This window comes from Flavobacterium sp. 1 (assembly GCF_002797935.1).
Classification (GTDB): domain Bacteria; phylum Bacteroidota; class Bacteroidia; order Flavobacteriales; family Flavobacteriaceae; genus Flavobacterium.
On the sequence record NZ_PGER01000001.1, the window covers coordinates 4,102,604 to 4,126,157 of the forward strand.

General features: G+C 38.8%; 5 protein-coding genes (1 of these 5 only partly in view). All 5 read right to left on the reverse strand.

The annotated features are described in order from the left end of the window. Positions 1-15,719, reverse strand: the beginning of a protein-coding gene (locus tag CLU83_RS16535) for a T9SS type B sorting domain-containing protein (protein WP_198512307.1). The gene continues 17,710 nt to the left of window position 1, outside the view; the window shows 15,719 of its 33,429 coding nt (coding positions 1-15,719); it begins with the start codon at positions 15,717-15,719; its stop codon lies off the left edge, out of view. Positions 15,720-16,119: 400 nt separating this feature from the next. Then, entirely contained in the window at positions 16,120-19,746 is a 3,627-nt protein-coding gene (locus tag CLU83_RS16540; RefSeq protein WP_100432621.1) for a type IX secretion system membrane protein PorP/SprF, read from the reverse strand. 1 nt (position 19,747) lies between these two features. Further along, on the reverse strand, positions 19,748-21,265 hold the full coding sequence (locus CLU83_RS16545; RefSeq protein ID WP_157802128.1) for a gliding motility-associated C-terminal domain-containing protein: 1,518 nt from the start codon (positions 21,263-21,265) through the stop codon (positions 19,748-19,750). 207 nt (positions 21,266-21,472) lie between these two features. After that, positions 21,473-22,762: a hypothetical protein gene (locus CLU83_RS16550; RefSeq protein WP_100433783.1), complete on the reverse strand. Its 1,290-nt coding sequence runs from the start codon at positions 22,760-22,762 to the stop codon at positions 21,473-21,475. Between the two features lie 102 nt (positions 22,763-22,864). Then, positions 22,865-23,314 (reverse strand): hypothetical protein, encoded by a 450-nt coding sequence (locus tag CLU83_RS16555; RefSeq protein ID WP_100432623.1) that lies wholly within the window; start codon positions 23,312-23,314, stop codon positions 22,865-22,867. Positions 23,315-23,554: the final 240 nt, after the last annotated feature.

Genomic DNA, 23,554 nt, shown 5'->3' on the forward strand with positions numbered 1-23,554 from the left:
TTCAAAATTGCAGTAGCTGATAATTGCTTATCAACAATATAATTTTTAAAATCAGTACAATTGTTAGCGTCTTTAATACCCAATACATAAGTTCCAGCAGCAGTAATACTATAAGTATTTCCAGCTATCGCAGCACCGTTGACAGAGTAAGTTAAAGCTCCTGTTCCGCTTCCCGTAAGAGTAATAGTGAACGGAGTTCCTGTAAAACATTGTTGAGCTGGTAAATTTATAACCCCTCCAGCATCTTTTACGATAGTTATAGGTGATGCTAATTGCGTAACACAACCATTAGCATCTTTTACCCAACCATACCAAGTAGGAGTTGCTGGATCTAAATCTGCAGTATTTTTATTTAAAATATAATCTCCTGTCAAAGGCGTTGTTGCAGTGCTTATAAAAGCATAACTATAAGGAGATTTTCCACCGCCAGCAGTTACAGCAACTTTTGATAAGAGTTGGATACAATTAGCATTTTTATTAGATGTTAATACTAAAGTTAAAGCTGGAGTCTCAGTTATAGTAAATGAAACATCATTAAAACAAGCAGTAGTATTATCAGTAACTCTTAGTGTGTATGAACCTTTAACTAATCCTGTTACATCAACTGTACTTCCTGTTTGAGTAACAGTTCCTGAACCAGCTGTCAATGTAGCCGTATATGTTCCTGTAAATCCAGAAACAGTGATTTTTGCTGAACCTGTGTTAGCTCCATTACATTTCACATCAACTTGAGACAATAAAGAAGCTGCAATGTTAACAACTGGTTTTACAGTATAAGACTGACTAGCAGTACAACCATTATTATCAGTAACTTTAAAAACATAAGTACCTGATATCAAGCCAGAATATACTCCATTAATATTACCCATATTACTAGCCATTGGACCAGAAACAAGCGTGTAAGTTAATGGAAGAACTCCAGTACCAGTAGTTGCTACAACAGTAACTGTACTAGTTGTTTTTGCTGCTGGAGCACAGAAAATTGTAGTTCCAGTAATAGGCTCTAATGTTGGTGGGTTTAATGGTGCAATAATTTGTGAGGTCAACGATTGTGTACAATTATTACTGTCTTTCATAACAACAGTTACCGTTCCAGCTATACTTGTAGTATAAGAAGCTGTACTAGAAAAAGCCCCTCCATTAAAACTGTATTGATAACCACCTGAACCACCAGTTGGCAAAGTAACCGAAACAGTTGCACCAACGGTTGTATTATTAACACCACATGCTAAAGAAGTCGTATTTACCGTAGCACTTAAAGCTGTTGGGTTTGCCAATGTAATAGCAATTGTAGCAGTACATCCTTTGCTGTCTGTTAAAAGAACATCATAAGTTCCTGCATTTAAACCACTCGCCGTTGCCGCAGTCGAAACTGTCGTAGCACCTTTTTTGATCAAATACGTAAATGGTGCTAATCCTGTAGGGCTTGTTATATTTATAACACCATTACTACCTCCAATACAACTAATTTGTGTTTCATTATGGCTGAAAGCTGGTGTAGTTTTTGGCGTTATAGTAATTATATTTGATACTGACTTACAGCCCGCATTATCAGTAACTCTAAATTGGTAATCGCCTGCCGTTGCTGTTGCAAAAGGAGAAGTTACTGCAGTCCATGCTCCTGCTCCATTAAATTGCATTTCATAAGCAGTATAAGGAGTTGTTCCTCCCAAAGCTACAAATGTAATTTGAGCACTACCAATACAATCTAAATCTTTTACTCTTGTTGCAGAGATAATCAATTCTGGTTTAACTAAATATGTTGCCGTTGCAACACAACCATTCGCATCTTTTGCAACAATTGTATATGTTCCACTACCAGTCACATTATAATTTGTTCCAGTTATTGCAGTTCCGTTTACGGTATACGTGTGAATTCCTGTACCAAGATTGAAGAATGTACTTAAATCTATCGCTGTAGATGATAAAGCTACAAAACACAATGCTGCCGGAGCTGGAGATTTTACACTTGGTGACGCATCTCTAATAATTCCTTTATTAAATGGTCCTGCAATACAACCATTTTGATCCATTACATACACATCCCACGATAAATCAGATTGTGTTGCACCAGTGTTAATTGTTGTATTTGATGTTGAAAAAGCAGCTGGAAGAGGCGTTCCACTTCCTGCAAGAACATACGCATATTTATAATTTAATACTCCACCAGTAGCAGTAACCACAATATCCGAAATAGATTGGTTACAGTTTACATTAGATGCTGTAACTCCAGTAATTAAAATAGCCGTTGCTGGATTTATCGTTACCGAAGCGGTATTAGAGATACAGTCTGTTGTTTTATCAGTAACTATAAAAGTATAAGCGCCAGATCCTAAGCCGGTTACTTTTACCACATCTCCTGTCTGTGTAACTGTCCCTGAATTTGGACTTAACGCATATGTGAAATTACCTGAACTGCTCGCGCCTGTTACTGTAAATGTTGCTGTGCCGTCTGTTGAACCAAAACATTTAACATCAGTCTTAACTCCTGAAACAGCTATAACCGCAGCTGGAGCTATCGACGTTGATGCCTGTTTGGTACATCCATTGGCATCTTTTATTTCAAATGTATAATTGCCTGATGTCAGTCCTGTAAATGTCCCGCTTGAAGCACCCGTAGTATTTATTGTCGGTCCTGAAACTATTGTATAAGTAAATGGTGCTGTCCCTGTTCCAACTGCTGGAGTAAGCGTAATGCTCGTTGTAGTAAATCCAGGCTTGCACGTAATGGCGGCCGGTGCTGAAAAATTAATCCCTGTCGGAGGATTTAATTTTTTAACGATAATGTCCTGTGAAACTGTTATACAGTCATTAGCGTCTTTTACTTGGTAAGCTATCGTTTGGTCTGAAATCCCGTTGTCATTTACAACATAAGTGTTAACTCCAGTAAATGCGCCTCCTTTGAAACTATAGGTATAAGGCCCTGTACCGTCATGTCCGGTAACAGTAACCGTAGTGGCGGCGCTGCAGGTTATCGTAGCCGGAGCAACTGCCGTAGCCGATAAGGCAACTGCAGGCTCTGTAATTGTAACTGCAGTGGATGCAGATGTACAGCCCAAGGCATCGGTAATCACAATATCATAAGTCCCCGCAGTTAAGTTTGTAGTCACTGCTGTTGTAGAAACTGGTGCGCCAGCTTTGGTTACGCTGTATGTATAAGGTGCTTTTCCTGATGTTGGCGTAATGCTGATGCTTCCTGTGGCATCATTTTTACATTTTACGTCTACTTTGGTAGTGCTTAAGGTTAAAACTGTCGCTTTTACTGTAACAATAACGTCTGTTGAAAAAGCCTGGCACGCTGGTACAGCTGAGTCAGTAACCCTGAATCTGTATGTTCCGGCTGTTGCCGTAACATAAGGGTTCGTTGTCGCTGCATAAGTAGCACCGCCATCGGATGAAACAGCATAAATATAAGCTCCCGTACCGCCGTTTGCCGACAGATTAATTGTCGTGTTTGGAGTACAAGTGGTGTCTGCAGCAGGTGAAGCAGTTAGGGTCAATTGCGGTGCAACTGTATAAGGCGTAGATGCCACACAGCCAAATCCGTCTTTTAAATATAAGGTATAGCTTCCCGGCGTTAAGCTGAATACTGCGCTTGCCTGGTAAGTTATGCCGTCTTTACTGTACGTTAATGAGCCTGTTCCGCTTCCTGTAACGGTAACCGAAATCGGAGTGCCTGTATAGCACTGTGATGCCGGAGTATTGATCGTCGGCATGCTCTCTGTACCAATTGTAACAGTCTGTTTAACCGTACAGTCATTAGCATCTTTAACATAAACGTCAATGCTGTGGGTTAAAACTGCCGTGTCCACTGTAATGCCTGTTCCATAGGCTGTACTTGGCCCTGCCGACGGACTTGACGCATAAGCATACGTATAGCCTGGTGATCCGCCTGTTATCACTGAAAAAGTTAAGGTCGAAACTGTCGTTTTACAATTCGTGTTTGATCCCGAAACTGTATAATTTATAGCCGTTGCTGGATTTATCGTTACCGAAGCAGTATTAGAGATACAGTCTGTTGTTTTATCAGTAACTATAAAAGTATAAGCGCCAGATCCTAAGCCGGTTACTTTTACCACATCTCCTGTCTGTGTAACTGTCCCTGAATTTGGACTTAACGCATATGTGAAATTACCTGAACTGCTCGCGCCTGTTACTGTAAATGTTGCTGTGCCGTCTGTTGAACCAAAACATTTAACATCAGTCTTAACTCCTGAAACAGCTATAACCGCAGCTGGAGCTATCGACGTTGATGCCTGTTTGGTACATCCATTGGCATCTTTTATTTCAAATGTATAATTCCCAGATAGCAAGCCTGAAAATGTCCCGCTTGAAGCACCCGTAGTATTTATTGTCGGTCCTGAAACTATTGTATAAGTAAATGGTGCTGTCCCTGTTCCAACTGCTGGAGTAAGCGTAATGCTCGTTGTAGTAAATCCAGGCTTGCACGTAATGGCGGCCGGTGCTGAAAAATTAATCCCTGTCGGAGGATTTAATTTTTTAACGATAATGTCCTGTGAAACTGTTATACAGTCATTAGCGTCTTTTACTTGGTAAGCTATCGTTTGGTCTGAAATCCCGTTGTCATTTACAACATAAGTGTTAACTCCAGTAAATGCGCCTCCTTTGAAACTATAGGTATAAGGCCCTGTACCGTCATGTCCGGTAACAGTAACCGTAGTGGCGGCGCTGCAGGTTATCGTAGCCGGAGCAACTGCCGTAGCCGATAAGGCAACTGCAGGCTCTGTAATTGTAACTGCAGTGGATGCAGATGTACAGCCCAAGGCATCGGTAATCACAATATCATAAGTCCCCGCAGTTAAGTTTGTAGTCACTGCTGTTGTAGAAACTGGTGCGCCAGCTTTGGTTACGCTGTATGTATAAGGTGCTTTTCCTGATGTTGGCGTAATGCTGATGCTTCCTGTGGCATCATTTTTACATTTTACGTCTACTTTGGTAGTGCTTAAGGTTAAAACTGTCGCTTTTACTGTAACAATAACGTCTGTTGAAAAAGCCTGGCACGCTGGTACAGCTGAGTCAGTAACCCTGAATCTGTATGTTCCGGCTGTTGCCGTAACATAAGGGTTCGTTGTCGCTGCATAAGTAGCACCGCCATCGGATGAAACAGCATAAATATAAGCTCCCGTACCGCCGTTTGCCGACAGATTAATTGTCGTGTTTGGAGTACAAGTGGTGTCTGCAGCAGGTGAAGCAGTTAGGGTCAATTGCGGTGCAACTGTATAAGGCGTAGATGCCACACAGCCAAATCCGTCTTTTAAATATAAGGTATAGCTTCCCGGCGTTAAGCTGAATACTGCGCTTGCCTGGTAAGTTATGCCGTCTTTACTGTACGTTAATGAGCCTGTTCCGCTTCCTGTAACGGTAACCGAAATCGGAGTGCCTGTATAGCACTGTGATGCCGGAGTATTGATCGTCGGCATGCTCTCTGTACCAATTGTAACAGTCTGTTTAACCGTACAGTCATTAGCATCTTTAACATAAACGTCAATGCTGTGGGTTAAAACTGCCGTGTCCACTGTAATGCCTGTTCCATAGGCTGTACTTGGCCCTGCCGACGGACTTGACGCATAAGCATACGTATAGCCTGGTGATCCGCCTGTTATCACTGAAAAAGTTAAGGTCGAAACTGTCGTTTTACAATTCGTGTTTGATCCCGAAACTGTATAATTTATAGCCGTTGCTGGATTTATCGTTACCGAAGCAGTATTAGAGATACAGTCTGTTGTTTTATCAGTAACTATAAAAGTATAAGCGCCAGATCCTAAGCCGGTTACTTTTACCACATCTCCTGTCTGTGTAACTGTCCCTGAATTTGGACTTAACGCATATGTGAAATTACCTGAACTGCTCGCGCCTGTTACTGTAAATGTTGCTGTGCCGTCTGTTGAACCAAAACATTTAACATCAGTCTTAACTCCTGAAACAGCTATAACCGCAGCTGGAGCTATCGACGTTGATGCCTGTTTGGTACATCCATTGGCATCTTTTATTTCAAATGTATAATTCCCAGATAGCAAGCCTGAAAATATACCGCTGTTCAATCCGCTAACGTTGGATGCAGCTGTACCCGGTCCTGAAACTATTGTATAAGTAAATGGTGCTGTCCCTGTTCCAACTGCTGGAGTAAGCGTAATGCTCGTTGTAGTAAATCCAGGCTTGCACGTAATGGCGGCCGGTGCTGAAAAATTAATCCCTGTCGGAGGATTTAATTTTTTAACGATAATGTCCTGTGAAACTGTTATACAGTCATTAGCGTCTTTTACTTGGTAAGCTATCGTTTGGTCTGAAATCCCGTTGTCATTTACAACATAAGTGTTAACTCCAGTAAATGCGCCTCCTTTGAAACTATAGGTATAAGGCCCTGTACCGTCATGTCCGGTAACAGTAACCGTAGTGGCGGCGCTGCAGGTTATCGTAGCCGGAGCAACTGCCGTAGCCGATAAGGCAACTGCAGGCTCTGTAATTGTAACTGCAGTGGATGCAGATGTACAGCCCAAGGCATCGGTAATCACAATATCATAAGTCCCCGCAGTTAAGTTTGTAGTCACTGCTGTTGTAGAAACTGGTGCGCCAGCTTTGGTTACGCTGTATGTATAAGGTGCTTTTCCTGATGTTGGCGTAATGCTGATGCTTCCTGTGGCATCATTTTTACATTTTACGTCTACTTTGGTAGTGCTTAAGGTTAAAACTGTCGCTTTTACTGTAACAATAACGTCTGTTGAAAAAGCCTGGCACGCTGGTACAGCTGAGTCAGTAACCCTGAATCTGTATGTTCCGGCTGTTGCCGTAACATAAGGGTTCGTTGTCGCTGCATAAGTAGCACCGCCATCGGATGAAACAGCATAAATATAAGCTCCCGTACCGCCGTTTGCCGACAGATTAATTGTCGTGTTTGGAGTACAAGTGGTGTCTGCAGCAGGTGAAGCAGTTAGGGTCAATTGCGGTGCAACTGTATAAGGCGTAGATGCCACACAGCCAAATCCGTCTTTTAAATATAAGGTATAGCTTCCCGGCGTTAAGCTGAATACTGCGCTTGCCTGGTAAGTTATGCCGTCTTTACTGTACGTTAATGAGCCTGTTCCGCTTCCTGTAACGGTAACCGAAATCGGAGTGCCTGTATAGCACTGTGATGCCGGAGTATTGATCGTCGGCATGCTCTCTGATGCAATACTAACCGTTTTCTTAACCAAACAGCCATTGGCATCTTTAACATAAACGTCAATGCTGTGGGTTAAAACTGCCGTGTCCACTGTAATGCCTGTTCCATAGGCTGTACTTGGCCCTGCCGACGGACTTGACGCATAAGCATACGTATAGCCTGGTGATCCGCCTGTTATCACTGAAAAAGTTAAGGTCGAAACTGTCGTTTTACAATTCGTGTTTGATCCCGAAACTGTATAATTTATAGCCGTTGCTGGATTTATCGTTACCGAAGCGGTATTAGAGATACAGTCTGTTGTTTTATCAGTAACTATAAAAGTATAAGCGCCAGATCCTAAGCCGGTTACTTTTACCACATCTCCTGTCTGTGTAACTGTCCCTGAATTTGGACTTAACGCATATGTGAAATTACCTGAACTGCTCGCGCCTGTTACTGTAAATGTTGCTGTGCCGTCTGTTGAACCAAAACATTTAACATCTGTCTTAACTCCTGAAACAGCTATAACCGCAGCTGGAGCTATCGACGTTGATGCCTGTTTGGTACATCCATTGGCATCTTTTATTTCAAATGTATAATTGCCTGATGTCAGTCCTGTAAATGTCCCGCTTGAAGCACCCGTAGTATTTATTGTCGGTCCTGAAACTATTGTATAAGTAAATGGTGCTGTCCCTGTTCCAACTGCTGGAGTAAGCGTAATGCTCGTTGTAGTAAATCCAGGCTTGCACGTAATGGCGGCCGGTGCTGAAAAATTAATCCCTGTCGGAGGATTTAATTTTTTAACGATAATGTCCTGTGAAACTGTTATACAGTCATTAGCGTCTTTTACTTGGTAAGCTATCGTTTGGTCTGAAATCCCGTTGTCATTTACAACATAAGTGTTAACTCCAGTAAATGCGCCTCCTTTGAAACTATAGGTATAAGGCCCTGTACCGTCATGTCCGGTAACAGTAACCGTAGTGGCGGCGCTGCAGGTTATCGTAGCCGGAGCAACTGCCGTAGCCGATAAGGCAACTGCAGGCTCTGTAATTGTAACTGCAGTGGATGCAGATGTACAGCCCAAGGCATCGGTAATCACAATATCATAAGTCCCCGCAGTTAAGTTTGTAGTCACTGCTGTTGTAGAAACTGGTGCGCCAGCTTTGGTTACGCTGTATGTATAAGGTGCTTTTCCTGATGTTGGCGTAATGCTGATGCTTCCTGTGGCATCATTTTTACATTTTACGTCTACTTTGGTAGTGCTTAAGGTTAAAACTGTCGCTTTTACTGTAACAATAACGTCTGTTGAAAAAGCCTGGCACGCTGGTACAGCTGAGTCAGTAACCCTGAATCTGTATGTTCCGGCTGTTGCCGTAACATAAGGGTTCGTTGTCGCTGCATAAGTAGCACCGCCATCGGATGAAACAGCATAAATATAAGCTCCCGTACCGCCGTTTGCCGACAGATTAATTGTCGTGTTTGGAGTACAAGTGGTGTCTGCAGCAGGTGAAGCAGTTAGGGTCAATTGCGGTGCAACTGTATAAGGCGTAGATGCCACACAGCCAAATCCGTCTTTTAAATATAAGGTATAGCTTCCCGGCGTTAAGCTGAATACTGCGCTTGCCTGGTAAGTTATGCCGTCTTTACTGTACGTTAATGAGCCTGTTCCGCTTCCTGTAACGGTAACCGAAATCGGAGTGCCTGTATAGCACTGTGATGCCGGAGTATTGATCGTCGGCATGCTCTCTGTACCAATTGTAACAGTCTGTTTAACCGTACAGTCATTAGCATCTTTAACATAAACGTCAATGCTGTGGGTTAAAACTGCCGTGTCCACTGTAATGCCTGTTCCATAGGCTGTACTTGGCCCTGCCGACGGACTTGACGCATAAGCATACGTATAGCCTGGTGATCCGCCTGTTATCACTGAAAAAGTTAAGGTCGAAACTGTCGTTTTACAATTCGTGTTTGATCCCGAAACTGTATAATTTATAGCCGTTGCTGGATTTATCGTTACCGAAGCAGTATTAGAGATACAGTCTGTTGTTTTATCAGTAACTATAAAAGTATAAGCGCCAGATCCTAAGCCGGTTACTTTTACCACATCTCCTGTCTGTGTAACTGTCCCTGAATTTGGACTTAACGCATATGTGAAATTACCTGAACTGCTCGCGCCTGTTACTGTAAATGTTGCTGTGCCGTCTGTTGAACCAAAACATTTAACATCAGTCTTAACTCCTGAAACAGCTATAACCGCAGCTGGAGCTATCGACGTTGATGCCTGTTTGGTACATCCATTGGCATCTTTTATTTCAAATGTATAATTGCCTGATGTCAGTCCTGTAAATGTCCCGCTTGAAGCACCCGTAGTATTTATTGTCGGTCCTGAAACTATTGTATAAGTAAATGGTGCTGTCCCTGTTCCAACTGCTGGAGTAAGCGTAATGCTCGTTGTAGTAAATCCAGGCTTGCACGTAATGGCGGCCGGTGCTGAAAAATTAATCCCTGTCGGAGGATTTAATTTTTTAACGATAATGTCCTGTGAAACTGTTATACAGTCATTAGCGTCTTTTACTTGGTAAGCTATCGTTTGGTCTGAAATCCCGTTGTCATTTACAACATAAGTGTTAACTCCAGTAAATGCGCCTCCTTTGAAACTATAGGTATAAGGCCCTGTACCGTCATGTCCGGTAACAGTAACCGTAGTGGCGGCGCTGCAGGTTATCGTAGCCGGAGCAACTGCCGTAGCCGATAAGGCAACTGCAGGCTCTGTAATTGTAACTGCAGTGGATGCAGATGTACAGCCCAAGGCATCGGTAATCACAATATCATAAGTCCCCGCAGTTAAGTTTGTAGTCACTGCTGTTGTAGAAACTGGTGCGCCAGCTTTGGTTACGCTGTATGTATAAGGTGCTTTTCCTGATGTTGGCGTAATGCTGATGCTTCCTGTGGCATCATTTTTACATTTTACGTCTACTTTGGTAGTGCTTAAGGTTAAAACTGTCGCTTTTACTGTAACAATAACGTCTGTTGAAAAAGCCTGGCACGCTGGTACAGCTGAGTCAGTAACCCTGAATCTGTATGTTCCGGCTGTTGCCGTAACATAAGGGTTCGTTGTCGCTGCATAAGTAGCACCGCCATCGGATGAAACAGCATAAATATAAGCTCCCGTACCGCCGTTTGCCGACAGATTAATTGTCGTGTTTGGAGTACAAGTGGTGTCTGCAGCAGGTGAAGCAGTTAGGGTCAATTGCGGTGCAACTGTATAAGGCGTAGATGCCACACAGCCAAATCCGTCTTTTAAATATAAGGTATAGCTTCCCGGCGTTAAGCTGAATACTGCGCTTGCCTGGTAAGTTATGCCGTCTTTACTGTACGTTAATGAGCCTGTTCCGCTTCCTGTAACGGTAACCGAAATCGGAGTGCCTGTATAGCACTGTGATGCCGGAGTATTGATCGTCGGCATGCTCTCTGATGCAATACTAACCGTTTTCTTAACCAAACAGTCATTAGCATCTTTAACATAAACATCCCAAACCAAATCTGCTCCCGAATTCGTATCTACAGTCTGAATAGCGCTAGAATCGTAAACAGATGTTGGAGCTGTAGATGGACTTTTGGCGTAAGCGTATGAATAATTAGTAGTTCCGCCCGTAGCAACAATTGTGATTTGCGAATTATCATTATTGCAATTTACTTTCGTTGGTATAGCACTTGTAATTGATAAAGCAACTGGCTGAGTTAAATTAACAGTATAAGTTGCGGGACAACCCGTAGTCCTGTCTTTAACTGCAATGGTATAGTTACTAGCTGTTAAATTACTTAAATTAATAGTCGCAGCTGATTGATTATTCTTGCTGTCAATAATTGTTCCCAAAGTATTGGTAACAACATAATCATATTTATGCGAATTCAATCCTCCTACAGTGAATTGAATTGCTCCAGTGCCACCAAAACATTTGATTGGAGTAATCACTGAACCTCCAGCAACAATATCCGGTACACTTTTTACATTATAATCTAAATCAAAACTACATCCATTTTTATCTGTAGCTCTAAAAATATAGTCCCCTGGATCAAGACTATATTGTCCAGATGCTTCAATTGGAATACTAATACCTGAAGGAACAGCAGTTACTTGGTAACGAATAGGAGATAATCCGCCTATTGCCTGAAATTTAACATGCGCTTTATATGCCGGACACTCTAAACCAGTTTCAAAAAACACATCAATACCGGTAATAAGCACTTTAGGACTAATTATTGCCGATAAAGGACCAAATTGACAGCCATTTTTATCTTTAATATAAGCAGTTACCGTGCTCGCAGTATTAGTAGAATAAGTATTGGAAGTAGTAAAATTAGTATTTCCATTAAAACTATATTCATACGGAGCGGTTCCTCCCGAAGGATTAAAAACAGTAACAACAGCATCTACAGTACCTGTAGCACTACAACCTAATTCGGTTGCATTAATTTCTCCAGTAACCAACGTTGGATTTACAATGACAACATCGTTAACCGCCGATTCACAGCCTTTAGTATCTATTACTTTAATATTGTAGGTACCAGCTGCTAAACCCGTAAATACATTTGTATTTTGAGTAGTATAAATTGCCGCAGAACTTAATTTAATAGCATATGTATAAGTAGTAGTAAAACCATTACTTGCTGTAACTGTAATAGTACCATCATTGTTATTATTACAAGTGATGTCTGTTTTTTTAATATTAGTTATTATTGGTGTTGTTTTTGCCGAAACAATAACAGCACTACTAGTTGCCTTACATCCTTTACTGTCCGTAATGGTAAAAACATAAGATCCATCATCAAAAACTGCATATGGAAAAGAAGTTACGGCTGTCGGTGCTCCTAAATTGCGGGAGACAGTATATGTATATGGCGCTATGTAGCCTCCTGTTATCACAGGATTACCAATAGAAGCATTTACCAAACAACTTAAATCCTGAATCAAAGAGAGACCAAGTGTTAACGGTTCTGCAACAGTAATACTTGCAATGGTTGATGTACAATTATTGCTATCGGTAACTAATATAGTGTGAGATCCTGGGGCAACATTAGCAAATGAAAAAGTAGTTAATGTCGAACTTACAGCAGCTGCTGCATCCAATTGATATGTAAACGTCGGTCCTACACCACCAGTCAAATTTACTGTAAGAGTAGCTGGATCCGCAACCGTATAACAATAATCTGTAGTCACCGTTAAACTGGCGGTAGGAGGTGTTGGTGTACTTACTGAAATAGGAAAACCAGCTGCGCTGGTACATAAATTAGCATCTTTGATAAATACAGTATAACTGCCAGCTGGTACATTTACAAACTGATCGCTTACTTGAAACGGTCTGTTTTTTGAACTATCATTATTATCTACTAATTGATATTGATACGCTGGAGTTCCTCCTCCGCCTACTGCAGTAATAGTAGCTCCTGTAGTACAAGTTGGAGCTGTTGTAATAGATGCTGAAGCTGTTACAGCTGTCGGCATTTTTATCTCTTGACTAAATGGAAAAGTACAGCTGCCAGCTGTATTATCATAACGGATGCTTATGTTATAAATTTTACCAGTTAAGTTTGTTAACGTTTTGCTGCCGCTTGTAGCTGCTGGAACTGGTATTACAGTTTGCCAAAGACCACCATCAACTGAATATTGAAATCCTTTAACTGCATCAAAATTTTTGGCCGATATAGTTATTTCTCCATTTTGATCCCCTTTACATTTTATATCTTTGTAACCTGTTATACCAGCGGAAAAAGCTTTACTTCCATCAACAATAATTGGAAAGTTAACAATTGAATTACAAGATTTTGGTATTTGACGCACCCAAATATCATCAATTAGAACATCATTTCCATTGAACTCATTACTATAAGATCTTACTACAAAACTCAAGTTCGTATAAGCTCCTGGGTTTAATGATAATTCTTTGTATTCCCACTTTTCTGTTTTAGGAATAACCCATGGATTTGTAGTATCAGTTGTAGCAACAATAGTTTCTGTCCCACCTACCCCATTTAGGTTATTTACCAATTGAATAGTCAATTTTGGATCATCATGGGTGGTAGAAGTCTTTACAATCAAATTTTCAGCCCATAATGAAATAATTACATCTTGATTTGCGATAACATCTTTAATAGGCTTACTATACAAAATCCCACCTATACCGGCTGTACCACCAACATTTACGCACAAAAATCTTCCTAATGGATCGTCTGGCAATGTATGATCATTAGCTGTAATCCAAGAACCCCCGAAAGTAGTTCTAATTTTACTTGCTACCGCATACTCTCCATCATTAATCCATTCATCTGTATTACATGTGTATCCTGGTAAATTATGAGTGGTTGCCTCATCTTCAAAACAATAGGCAGGATTAATACCCGGCGTGGTGGTAAATCCTCCTTTACCAAAATCTTCCTGTAATAAGTTACTATAAGTAGAAACACTTAATACATTATAATCAACAGTTATTGTATGATCCCCTTGAGTTACATTTTTAAAAATATTAGAAGGTGTACTCATATTAAGAACACCATCCATATAATATTTATAACTAAAATTTGGATCACCGCTTCCACTGTTAGTAACAGTTACTGTACTCGTTGCCGATCCGTCACAATTAAAAACAGGATTATCTACACTAATTGTTGGAGCATTTGGTTTTTTATCTATCGTAATCCCCCCCATTGCATACTCACATCCAGCGGCGTCTTGTATATAAACGGTATACGGTCCGCCATAATTCATATAAGCTTCGTTAGATGTTATCCAGGTTGTTTTATTATCAAAACTATATCTGTAAAGATTTGGTGCTGGATATGGTGTACCGCCTTGAGGATTCACAATCCTAACCTTTCCATAAAACTCCTTACCAACGGGACCGCAACCAGATAGTTCAGCTACACCGGCAGAAGCTGTCAAGGCAGTTGAAGCCCCAATTGTAATTATTTCTGCAGGATCTGAACAATTATTGCCATTATTGACACCGTTCTTTTTATATCTTACAACCAAGCTATAAATTCCCGGAGCGAGATTGTTATAAACAGTACTAGTTTGAGAAGTTCCTCCATTAAGTTTATAACTCATGGTGTAGCCGTTCGCATTGGAAACAATTATTTCAATTTTTCCTAATGCACCTTTACAATCTCCATCAACTTTCTTAATAGTATAAATTGGTTTATCGACTACAGGAACTGTAACAGATGCATTACTCGCAGAACAACCATTTACATCTTCAACACGAATAACATAATTTCCTGATTTATCAACAATAATAACTTTAGTTGGATTTTCTACAAATCCAGTTCCATTAATATCTACATAATATTTATAAGGTGCTGTCCCCCCCGTAGGAGTCACAGTAATTTGACCTGTGCCACAAGACGATAACGCAGTTGTTATACTAGCAACGGATGTTAATGCAGCAGGAGCATTACCAATAACAATATTTGTTTGGGTATCTACCATACAAGCCTGTCCAACTACTGACGTTTCTATTTTATAGGTTCCTGAGTTTAAACCTGTAAAAGTATAATCTGGATTTCCAGTAGGCCCAAAAGAATTCACTAATGTATTAGCACTATCATAAACTTTATAAACGTATTGTTGCTTAACATCATTTGTAAATACCTGAATACTTCCTTTACCACCATTACATTTCGGTGAAGTAATTGAAGTTGTAACTTTAAAATCTAAACTATTAATCTCAAGATTTATAACTTTGAATTCACAAGAGCCCACTACTCCTTTTATTCTAATAAATGCTGTGTAAATTCCTGCCGTACCCGTAGTAAACACATTGCTGTCTTGCCATGTGCCTGGTGTTGTGCCAGTAGTAAAACTATATTCGTACCCACTGCCAAATCCTGCTACGCTAATTTTACCATCAACCTTACAAGCAGCGCCATATTTAACAATATTGCTTTTGACTGTAGCAGTAGGAATTAAGGTATTTTGATATACATTGAAATAAAAAACATTTGGAGTCCCGTTACTTTCAACAATTTTTACTCTAAACTGCCCTGCTGAATTTGCCAAATAATCTTTTCCAGTTGCAATTTGAACCCAGCAAGATGGTGCTGCGGTTTCATTGGCACAATCACTATTAGAAACAGCAGCACAACTCCCGCCCGAAACAAATTTTTCCCAAGTAATAGATATTGCATCAGTTATTCCTGTGTCAATAAGCCGAGAATCATTCCCCCCGCATAAGAATAATTTCGGAAGTTTTTTTCCATCATTTGGACATTCTGAAATTTGTCCTGCATAAGGCAATTGCGCATATTTAAATACTGGATTCACTAATGGAGCAACAGTATTATCTTTAAGCGCAAAGGACTTATTTTTTAAAGAATCCTTATCTATCAATAAGACATTTTCCTTTATCCCGTTGCTTTTGGAATCAATTAAAGACGATTTCCCGGTATTAGAAAAACTTGAAAGAGTAGTTATTAAAAAGAAAGCCAAAACGGCAGTTCTGTTTTGAATTACTGAAAAAGTTTTTTTCTGAAAAATAAGGTTTTTCAAATTCTGCAATTTCATTGTAACAGAAATTTTGTTAACCAAATTTGTTCGGACTTGTCCAAACAAAAATAATAACCAAGAAGGAAATATAGAAAAAGTAGGTTTTTTCATATTTATATATGTTTATCTCCAAACATCATTTTTTATTCAATAGGGCATCCGAATAAGAAACGACGCAAAGAAAATTTTAATTAAATGCTTTTTTTTAACAATAAATTTATGTCATTACAAGGTTTTGTAGTAAAAACACTGGCAAAATCATTAATTTAAAGAAATTTATATTTTTTTATATTTTCTTTAAGACAGTTTTTTTATGATTTGTATTACAAAACTGTCTTAAAAAAAATAAAAATAAACATTTTAAAATAAAATCAAATAGAAATGTAAATTATTTTTCACTAAATAAATCTAAATCAAATTATTTTTCAATTTTAACAATAACCATCTTTCCATTATATGGCTTATTCCCTTTTTCCCCTAATGCATCTGCAGCTTCCTGTAAATTATCAAACTTATCTGTATAAATAAAATACCTGCTTGTATTTACATCATAGAAGAAATTCACATTTGACTGTCCGGCAGCTACTGTTTTAGTGACAAATGCATCTCTTTTTGATATATCACCGTGTACTGCCAATATCATATAATAGCCGCTTTCCAGATTTTTATTGTTTTTAATAATCTGCATATTCGCCTGATTATCTCCAAAATCAAAATCTTCCTTATTCAATGGAACACTACTCACTTTAGTAGTTGCTTTTATTTGTTTTAAAGTAGCCATATCCTGTGCTAAACGATCTTGATCATTTGAAGAAACAGCACGCTTGATTCTACGTTTTTTCTCAATTTCAGTTTCAACTTTAATTTTCTCCAAAGTGGTAATTAAAGCAGTATTAGATTGTTCCGCTTTAGTCTGTTCTGCTTTTAAGTTTTCTATAGTCTTTAAATAATTCTGATTGATAAGATCATTCTTAGAGGTCTTTTTAAGTCTCTCATTGTAAAGCATATTAAACTCCGCCAAGTTATCAGCTTGTGTTTTATTTATTTCGGCAATCTGCGTTCTAATAGATTCTAACTCGGCATTCTCTCCAGCTGTGCTTTTAAACTCTACTGTAGCATTTTTCACTATCCCTTTATCACTTAAATCATTCTCTTCTCTCATCTCTTTCAATGCCTTTTCTTTATTAGCCACAGATGCATCCAAACGGCTCAGCAATTGCTGCTGTCTTCTTTTTGAAGATTCAAGAACGCTTGTCAGGTTGTCCATTGATTTACCATATTCATCTTTAGGCGTAGCATCTGCTTTAGCTTTTGCTAATGCTTCAATCGCAAGCTTCGCAGCTGCGGCAGCTTCTATTTTTTCCTGCTCTGCCTGAGCATCTGCTTTGGCTTTGGCATCAGCGGCTAATTTAGCGGTGGCGGCATCAGCAATCGCTTTAGCCTTAGCATCGGCTGCAAGTTTCGCTGCAGCTGCTTCAGCATCTGCTTTCGCTTTCGCGGCGGCAGCTAATTTGGCGGCAGCCTCAGACTTAGCTTTCGCTTCTGCATCTGCTTTCGCCTTAGTCTCTGCTGCAAGTTTGGCAGCAGCTTCTGCATCTGCCTTAGCTTTAGCATCGGCAACTAATTTAGCGGCAGCCTCAGACTTAGCTTTCGTTTCTGCATCTGCTTTCGCCTTAGTCTCTGCTACAAGTTTGGCAGCAACTTCTGCATCTGCCTTAGCTTTAGCATCGGCAGCTAATTTGGCGACAGCCTCAGACTTAGCTTTCGCTTCTGCATCTGCTTTCGCCTTAGTCTCTGCTGCAAGTTTGGCAGCAGCTTCTGCATCTGCCTTGGCTTTCGCATCGGCAGCTAATTTGGCGGTGGCTTCAGACTTAGCCTTCGCTTCTGCATCTGCTTTCGCCTTAGTCTCTGCTGCAAGTTTGGCAGCAGCTTCTGCATCTGCCTTAGCTTTAGCATCGGCAGCTAATTTGGCGACAGCCTCAGACTTAGCTTTCGTTTCTGCATCTGCTTTCGCCTTAGTCTCTGCTGCAAGTTTGGCAGCAGCTTCTGCATCTGCCTTAGCTTTAGCATCGGCAGCTAATTTAGCGGTAGCCTCAGACTTAGCTTTCGCTTCTGCATCTGCTTTCGCCTTAGTCTCTGCTGCAAGTTTGGCAGCAGCTTCTGCATCTGCCTTGGCTTTCGCATCGGCAGCTAATTTAGCGGCAGCCTCAGACTTAGCTTTCGCTTCTGCATCTGCTTTCGCCTTAGTCTCTGCTGCAAGTTTGGCGGTGGCTTCTGCATCTGCCTTGGCTTTCGCATCGGCAGCTAATTTAGCGGCAGCCTCAAACTTAGCTTTCGCTTCTGCATCTGCTTTTGCCTTAATCTCTCCTTCTGCATCTGCTTTGGCTTTCGAGTCGGCAGCTAATTTAGCGGCTACTGTCTCTTTGGCTTTTGCCTCAGCAGCTTGTTTTGCTGCTTCTGCATCTGCTTTAGCTTTGGCATCTGCAACTAATTTGGCTGCAACTGCTTCCTTGGTTTTTGTTTCAACTGCTTTTTTTGCTGCTTCTGCATCTGATTTAGCTTTCGCTTCAGCAGCTAATTTGGCTGCTGCTGCATCAGCATCAGCTTTTACTTTAGTATCGGCAGCTAATTTAGCCGTGGCCGCTGCTTTAGCTTTATTTTCAGCAATCAGTTTTGCATTGGCATCCGCATCTGCTTTCGCTTTAGTGTCTGTAGCTAATTTAGCGGCTACGTCCGCTTTAGCTTTATTTGCAGCAGCCAATTTTGCAGCAGCATCTGCATCCGCTTTTACTTTAGTTTCGGCAGCTAATTTGGCTGCAGCTGTAGGTACTGGTTTTTTAACTGCTAAGGCAGCTGTAGCATCCGCTTTTGCTTTAGCATCCGCTTCGAGTTTCTTTTTACGTTCAATAACTAAGGCATCAGACTTCGCTTTTGCTAAAGCAACTGCATCAGCTTTAGCTTTATTAGCGGCATCTAACTTAGCCTTATTTGCTTCAGCAATTTTAGCTTGTTGTGTGGTTTTGGCATCAGCAACTGCTTTCGTATTTGTTTTTGGAACAGCAACAGCTGCAACTTTCTTTTGTACTGGAGCAGGTTCAATTAAAGCCCCTTCTTCTTCATCGTCTCCATAATCAAATTTCTGATTCTTGAATTTATAAGCCAAAACAATTATATGGGAACCTCCTAATTGTGAAATATCTCCCAAGCCCATACCATAGGAATATTCAAGCGCTATTTTAGGAGTAATATTAAGGCCGAAACCAGCTGTGGCTCCTAACACAGAATTATAACCAGCTTGTGCCCAAATTCCTTTTGGAATAGTAAACATGGCAGATCCTGAAAAGACTGTTTTGTCTTTATTAACTTCCGTTTTGATTATACCTGAAAACTTACTTTTATCAAAAAAACCATAAGTATCAATAAATCCAGTGTACATTATATGTCCTTCAATGCCTTGATTCGGATCATCTTTCATAATTCCTGAATTAAAATTATAAGTAACCAAATTAGTTAAGGAAAGTCCAAAATCTAAAAATGCAGAGCCATAATTAATCCCGGGATTAATGGTCAGTAAAGTATTGGATGGGATATTATCTAAAGAAGGATCTGGAAAATTAGAAATGACTTTACCTTTATCTAAACCACTTTTATAAGCACTTAGATTAATACCAAAAGTCAAATTACTATCTTCCTGCAAAACGATATTGTGAGCAAAATTGGCAACAAGACCAAAAGTACTAAGTACTCCTTGTGTTTGTTGAAAAACACCTAATCCCACTCCTTCATTCTCTCTAAAACGCCCTGAATAACTTAACAGATTGGTTTTTGGTGCGTTTTCAAATCCTGCCCATTGGGTTTTGTTAAACAAAGTAAGATAAGTGCTTTGCTGTCTCACAAAACTGAACGTTGGATTAATTATAAATGAATTAAATTTCAAAGAGTTTCCTGGTGGGATAACATAAGATACAACACCGTCTTCTTGTTGTGCATAGAAAACATGAACAGAACAGCAAAAAAAGAAAACGCTTAATAAAATTTTTTTCATATTATTTCAGAAGAGTTATCGAACCTTTTTTGGCTGATTCGCCATTTGGAGCAATTATATAATAGTAAATAGGGTTGAAATTTTTGAATTCAATATTGGATTGTGGCCATCCATTATAATTATCGTAGTTATCAGTTTCGAAGACGATTTCACCCAAAGAACTTAAAATTGTTACATGGGTATTTGTATTGCTATATATGTCTGGAATAATCCAAGAATCATTAGTGCCGTCGTTATTCGGTGTAATGATATTAGGAATTTTAGGTACATTATAATTTATTACAGTACTGTATTTTACTTTAAATGAAAACGCACAACCGGAAATAATCACTTTATAATTTCCGGCAAGAGTTATATCCAAAGCACTTTGCGTAGCACTTGCAACAGGACTATTATTGAAATACCATTGATAAGTCGGATTTGAAACATTAGTTGTACTTGTCACTGTTAATGTATTACCCTGTTCAAAAGGCAATGTCACATCTTCAGCAACAATATTCCCATTAGAGCTAATGGTAGCGGTATTTTTCAAATCAATTGTCGCAGTTGCACTACAACTGCCAAAATCAACATTACAAGTATATGTTCCTGGAACATTTGTGAGATATGTTTGAGCAGTAGCACCGCTAATAACATTACCATCTTTTCTCCAAATATAAGAATTGCCAGCAGGAGCAGTTAAAGTAGTGTTTTCAGAACCTGGACAAAAAGGATTACCTAAACTTGAAGTAATTATAGCTCCGCCGCCACTACCTGAAAAGCTCGTTGCAGTAACTGTTTGTGAACTAAAACTATCTTCGGTACAAGGACCATAATTCAACTTTGCATAATAAACTCCTGGAGTATTTATCACTAATGAACTAGATGATTCACCAGCAATTAAAACATCATCTTTATACCAATAGTACTTCAATTTCGGAAAATTAGCCGGAGAAGAATTTGCATCAGATGGAGTTGGATTGTATACAGCTAATGTTACGCTATTACCACTACAAAAACTAACCAAAGGTTTTTTTTCATTGATAAAGAACGATTTATTGTAAGACTTAAAATAAGCAGGAAAAGATTTAGTGCTAGGTGTGCCAAAAATTGTAAAACTACCACTTGTCTGACCAGTGGTAGTGCATTTAACCCTCAATTGATATTTATCTGAACCAACAATATCAGTAGGTATGGCAAATCTTAATGTTTTTTCTGTTGAAGTATCAGGAGGGGTATCGGTTAAAGGTCCCAAGGGAATTGTAGCTGTAGGGGTTACAAATAAACCTGTTGGATCTGATAACTCAACAACAAAAGTAGCACTCGGATCAAAATCTAAAATTTTGAATTGCGCCTGATATTCATTAAATACTTGATTCGGATCTGTAGGATGAGGACCTCCTGCACAAATTTTATCAAACGGTAATTTTTGAGGTGTAATTGTTTGTGCAAATAACCCCAGTGTTGAAGGAAGAACCAACAACATTAAAAAAAACAAAAATGTACAAGAAGAAAATAAAAAAGTAGGTTTTCTATTCATAGGTCGATATTTATTGCATTTCATTGGGGATAAAATCCAATTTCTACTCGTTCATAAAGAATTCAACCAATTTGTTCATTCTATATAATAATAATAGAATTTTCAAAACAATTGAAATGATTTATTTAAGTAATAAAATGAAAGCTAAACCTGTAATTCTTAAGGTCTAACTTTCATTTTATTATATTTAATATAAAAGTTTGTTTTTTATTTTGTAGAAGCGGTAAACTTAGTAAGAGCGAGTCTAAAATCAGGTCTTCTAGGATTTGCAAAATCATTGAATGTTTCAATATTAGAAGTTTTCGAATACAAATTAAAGAAAACATTAGTTCCATAATAACTTTCCAAATCTTCATTATTTAAAGAACCTGCTGAAAATATATTTCCGCTGCAAAAATTAAAATACATTTCTTCAATTCTAATCCTTTGAAGATTTTTATTATTAATATCGATTTTGGAATCCAATATTACAGCTGGCTTGAAACCAGATATTACGCTTTTTCTTAAAACCAATGTAGTGTTCTCTGCTACTAAAACTGCTTCTTTTACCAATCCTGCTTTGACATCTGTATCAATATCATCACTATCATTTGCTAAAGTAAGATTCGTTGCAGTTACCGATGTTTGCTTTTTAGTAAAATCCATATCCTCTTTTTTTACATAAGAAGAAATATCTAAACAACGGGAGCCACTGCTATTACTTACATAAGAAGACCTAATTGCTAACGAATTATCAATTTTAGCCTGTGTTCCTAATGTAAATTTGAAATCAATTCCGTTACATCTGTATGAAACAATTTTGCTCATTACAGGTTCACCGCCTAGTACCTCAAAAGCTTCACCAGCAGCATAACTTACCATAATGTTTTCTAAGATCGTTTTATTTCCAATCCCACCAAGTAAAATCGCATCAAAATTATCAGCTCCTCTAGCCTTTTTTCCTGCATACTCTACTCTGACAAATCTCAATACGCCAGACGAACTTGCAACATTACTGCCACCATAAGTTGTCAATGCAGGATCTAAATCATCATAATTAACAGAAGAATAAAGCCCAAATTTATTAATAGGAGCATCACCAAGAATTACGATACCTCCCCAGTCCCCAGCTTTTTTAGTAGTTTTATTAGATGTAAAAACTATAGGATCAGTTTCTAAACCTTCTGCAACAATTTGAGCACCTTTAGTTATTATTAAAGTGCCTCTTGAATCAGAATCTCCAATAATTATAGTTCCTGGATCGATAGTAAGTACAGCATTATTAGTAACATATACATTACCTTGGATAATGTATACATCCTTCTTTGTTAATCTTGTATTTACGGTGATATTACCAGCGAGGATTTGTGTTGCCTCACCATAATCAGCTTTAGCTGGTTTGAACTCAGTCCAATTATTTAACCAATTGCTTGGTCCAAAAATTCCTTTTTCTTGTTGAGCACTTACATTGCTAACAACTGCAAAAAAAACCCAAATAAGTAAAAATTTAGTTTTCATAAGCTTGGGGCTATTAATATTTTTCTCTGTAGGAGAGATTTCATTACTCATAAAGAGTTTAAGATCGAACTTAGAAAAGATTAATTTTCTAAAAATATATTTTTATTGAGCTTCTAACTCACGTAATGACTTTAATGTCTGCTCATAAAACAAAATAGCACCTACAAGCTGCCCTTTATCACAAAAAGGCAACATTTTTCTTAGATAATCAACTGAAATATCTAAATATGTTTGAGTTGCTTCTTTGTCCAAATCCAGAGCTTTTTTATTATCAGCTGTATCAGGAATACCTAAATCTGTCATAGTTACACCTGGCTTAGTCGCCAATCCAATTTTAGGCAGTATTCTTACAATCACCTTCATGCGCTCGATGTATAATTCTACCAATTCTCCTTTTGACATAGCTTTCAATGTTTTATCATCATTGTAAGTACGAATCGATGCACTTGTACTAATAATACTCTGCGGCATATTAGGTTTCGCCTGTGCAATACATTTTGATGAGCTTAATGCTAACATAAAAATACTGAAAAAAATAACTTTCCCTTTCATATCTTGGTTTTTTAATTAATAAAACAAAAATATACAATTAAATTGAATTTGCAAGTTCTAGAAAATAAAATATAGAACACTTTAATGTAAAATTACCTGTTTTTTTACATTATATCCTATATAATCAGCACTTTATCGAAATTAATTGCATATTAAAAAAATATATAAATAGTAAAATTTAACGCAAAAAGAAAGTTTTTACCTGTTAAACATACCGGACTAAACTCAAAAATAATAGTT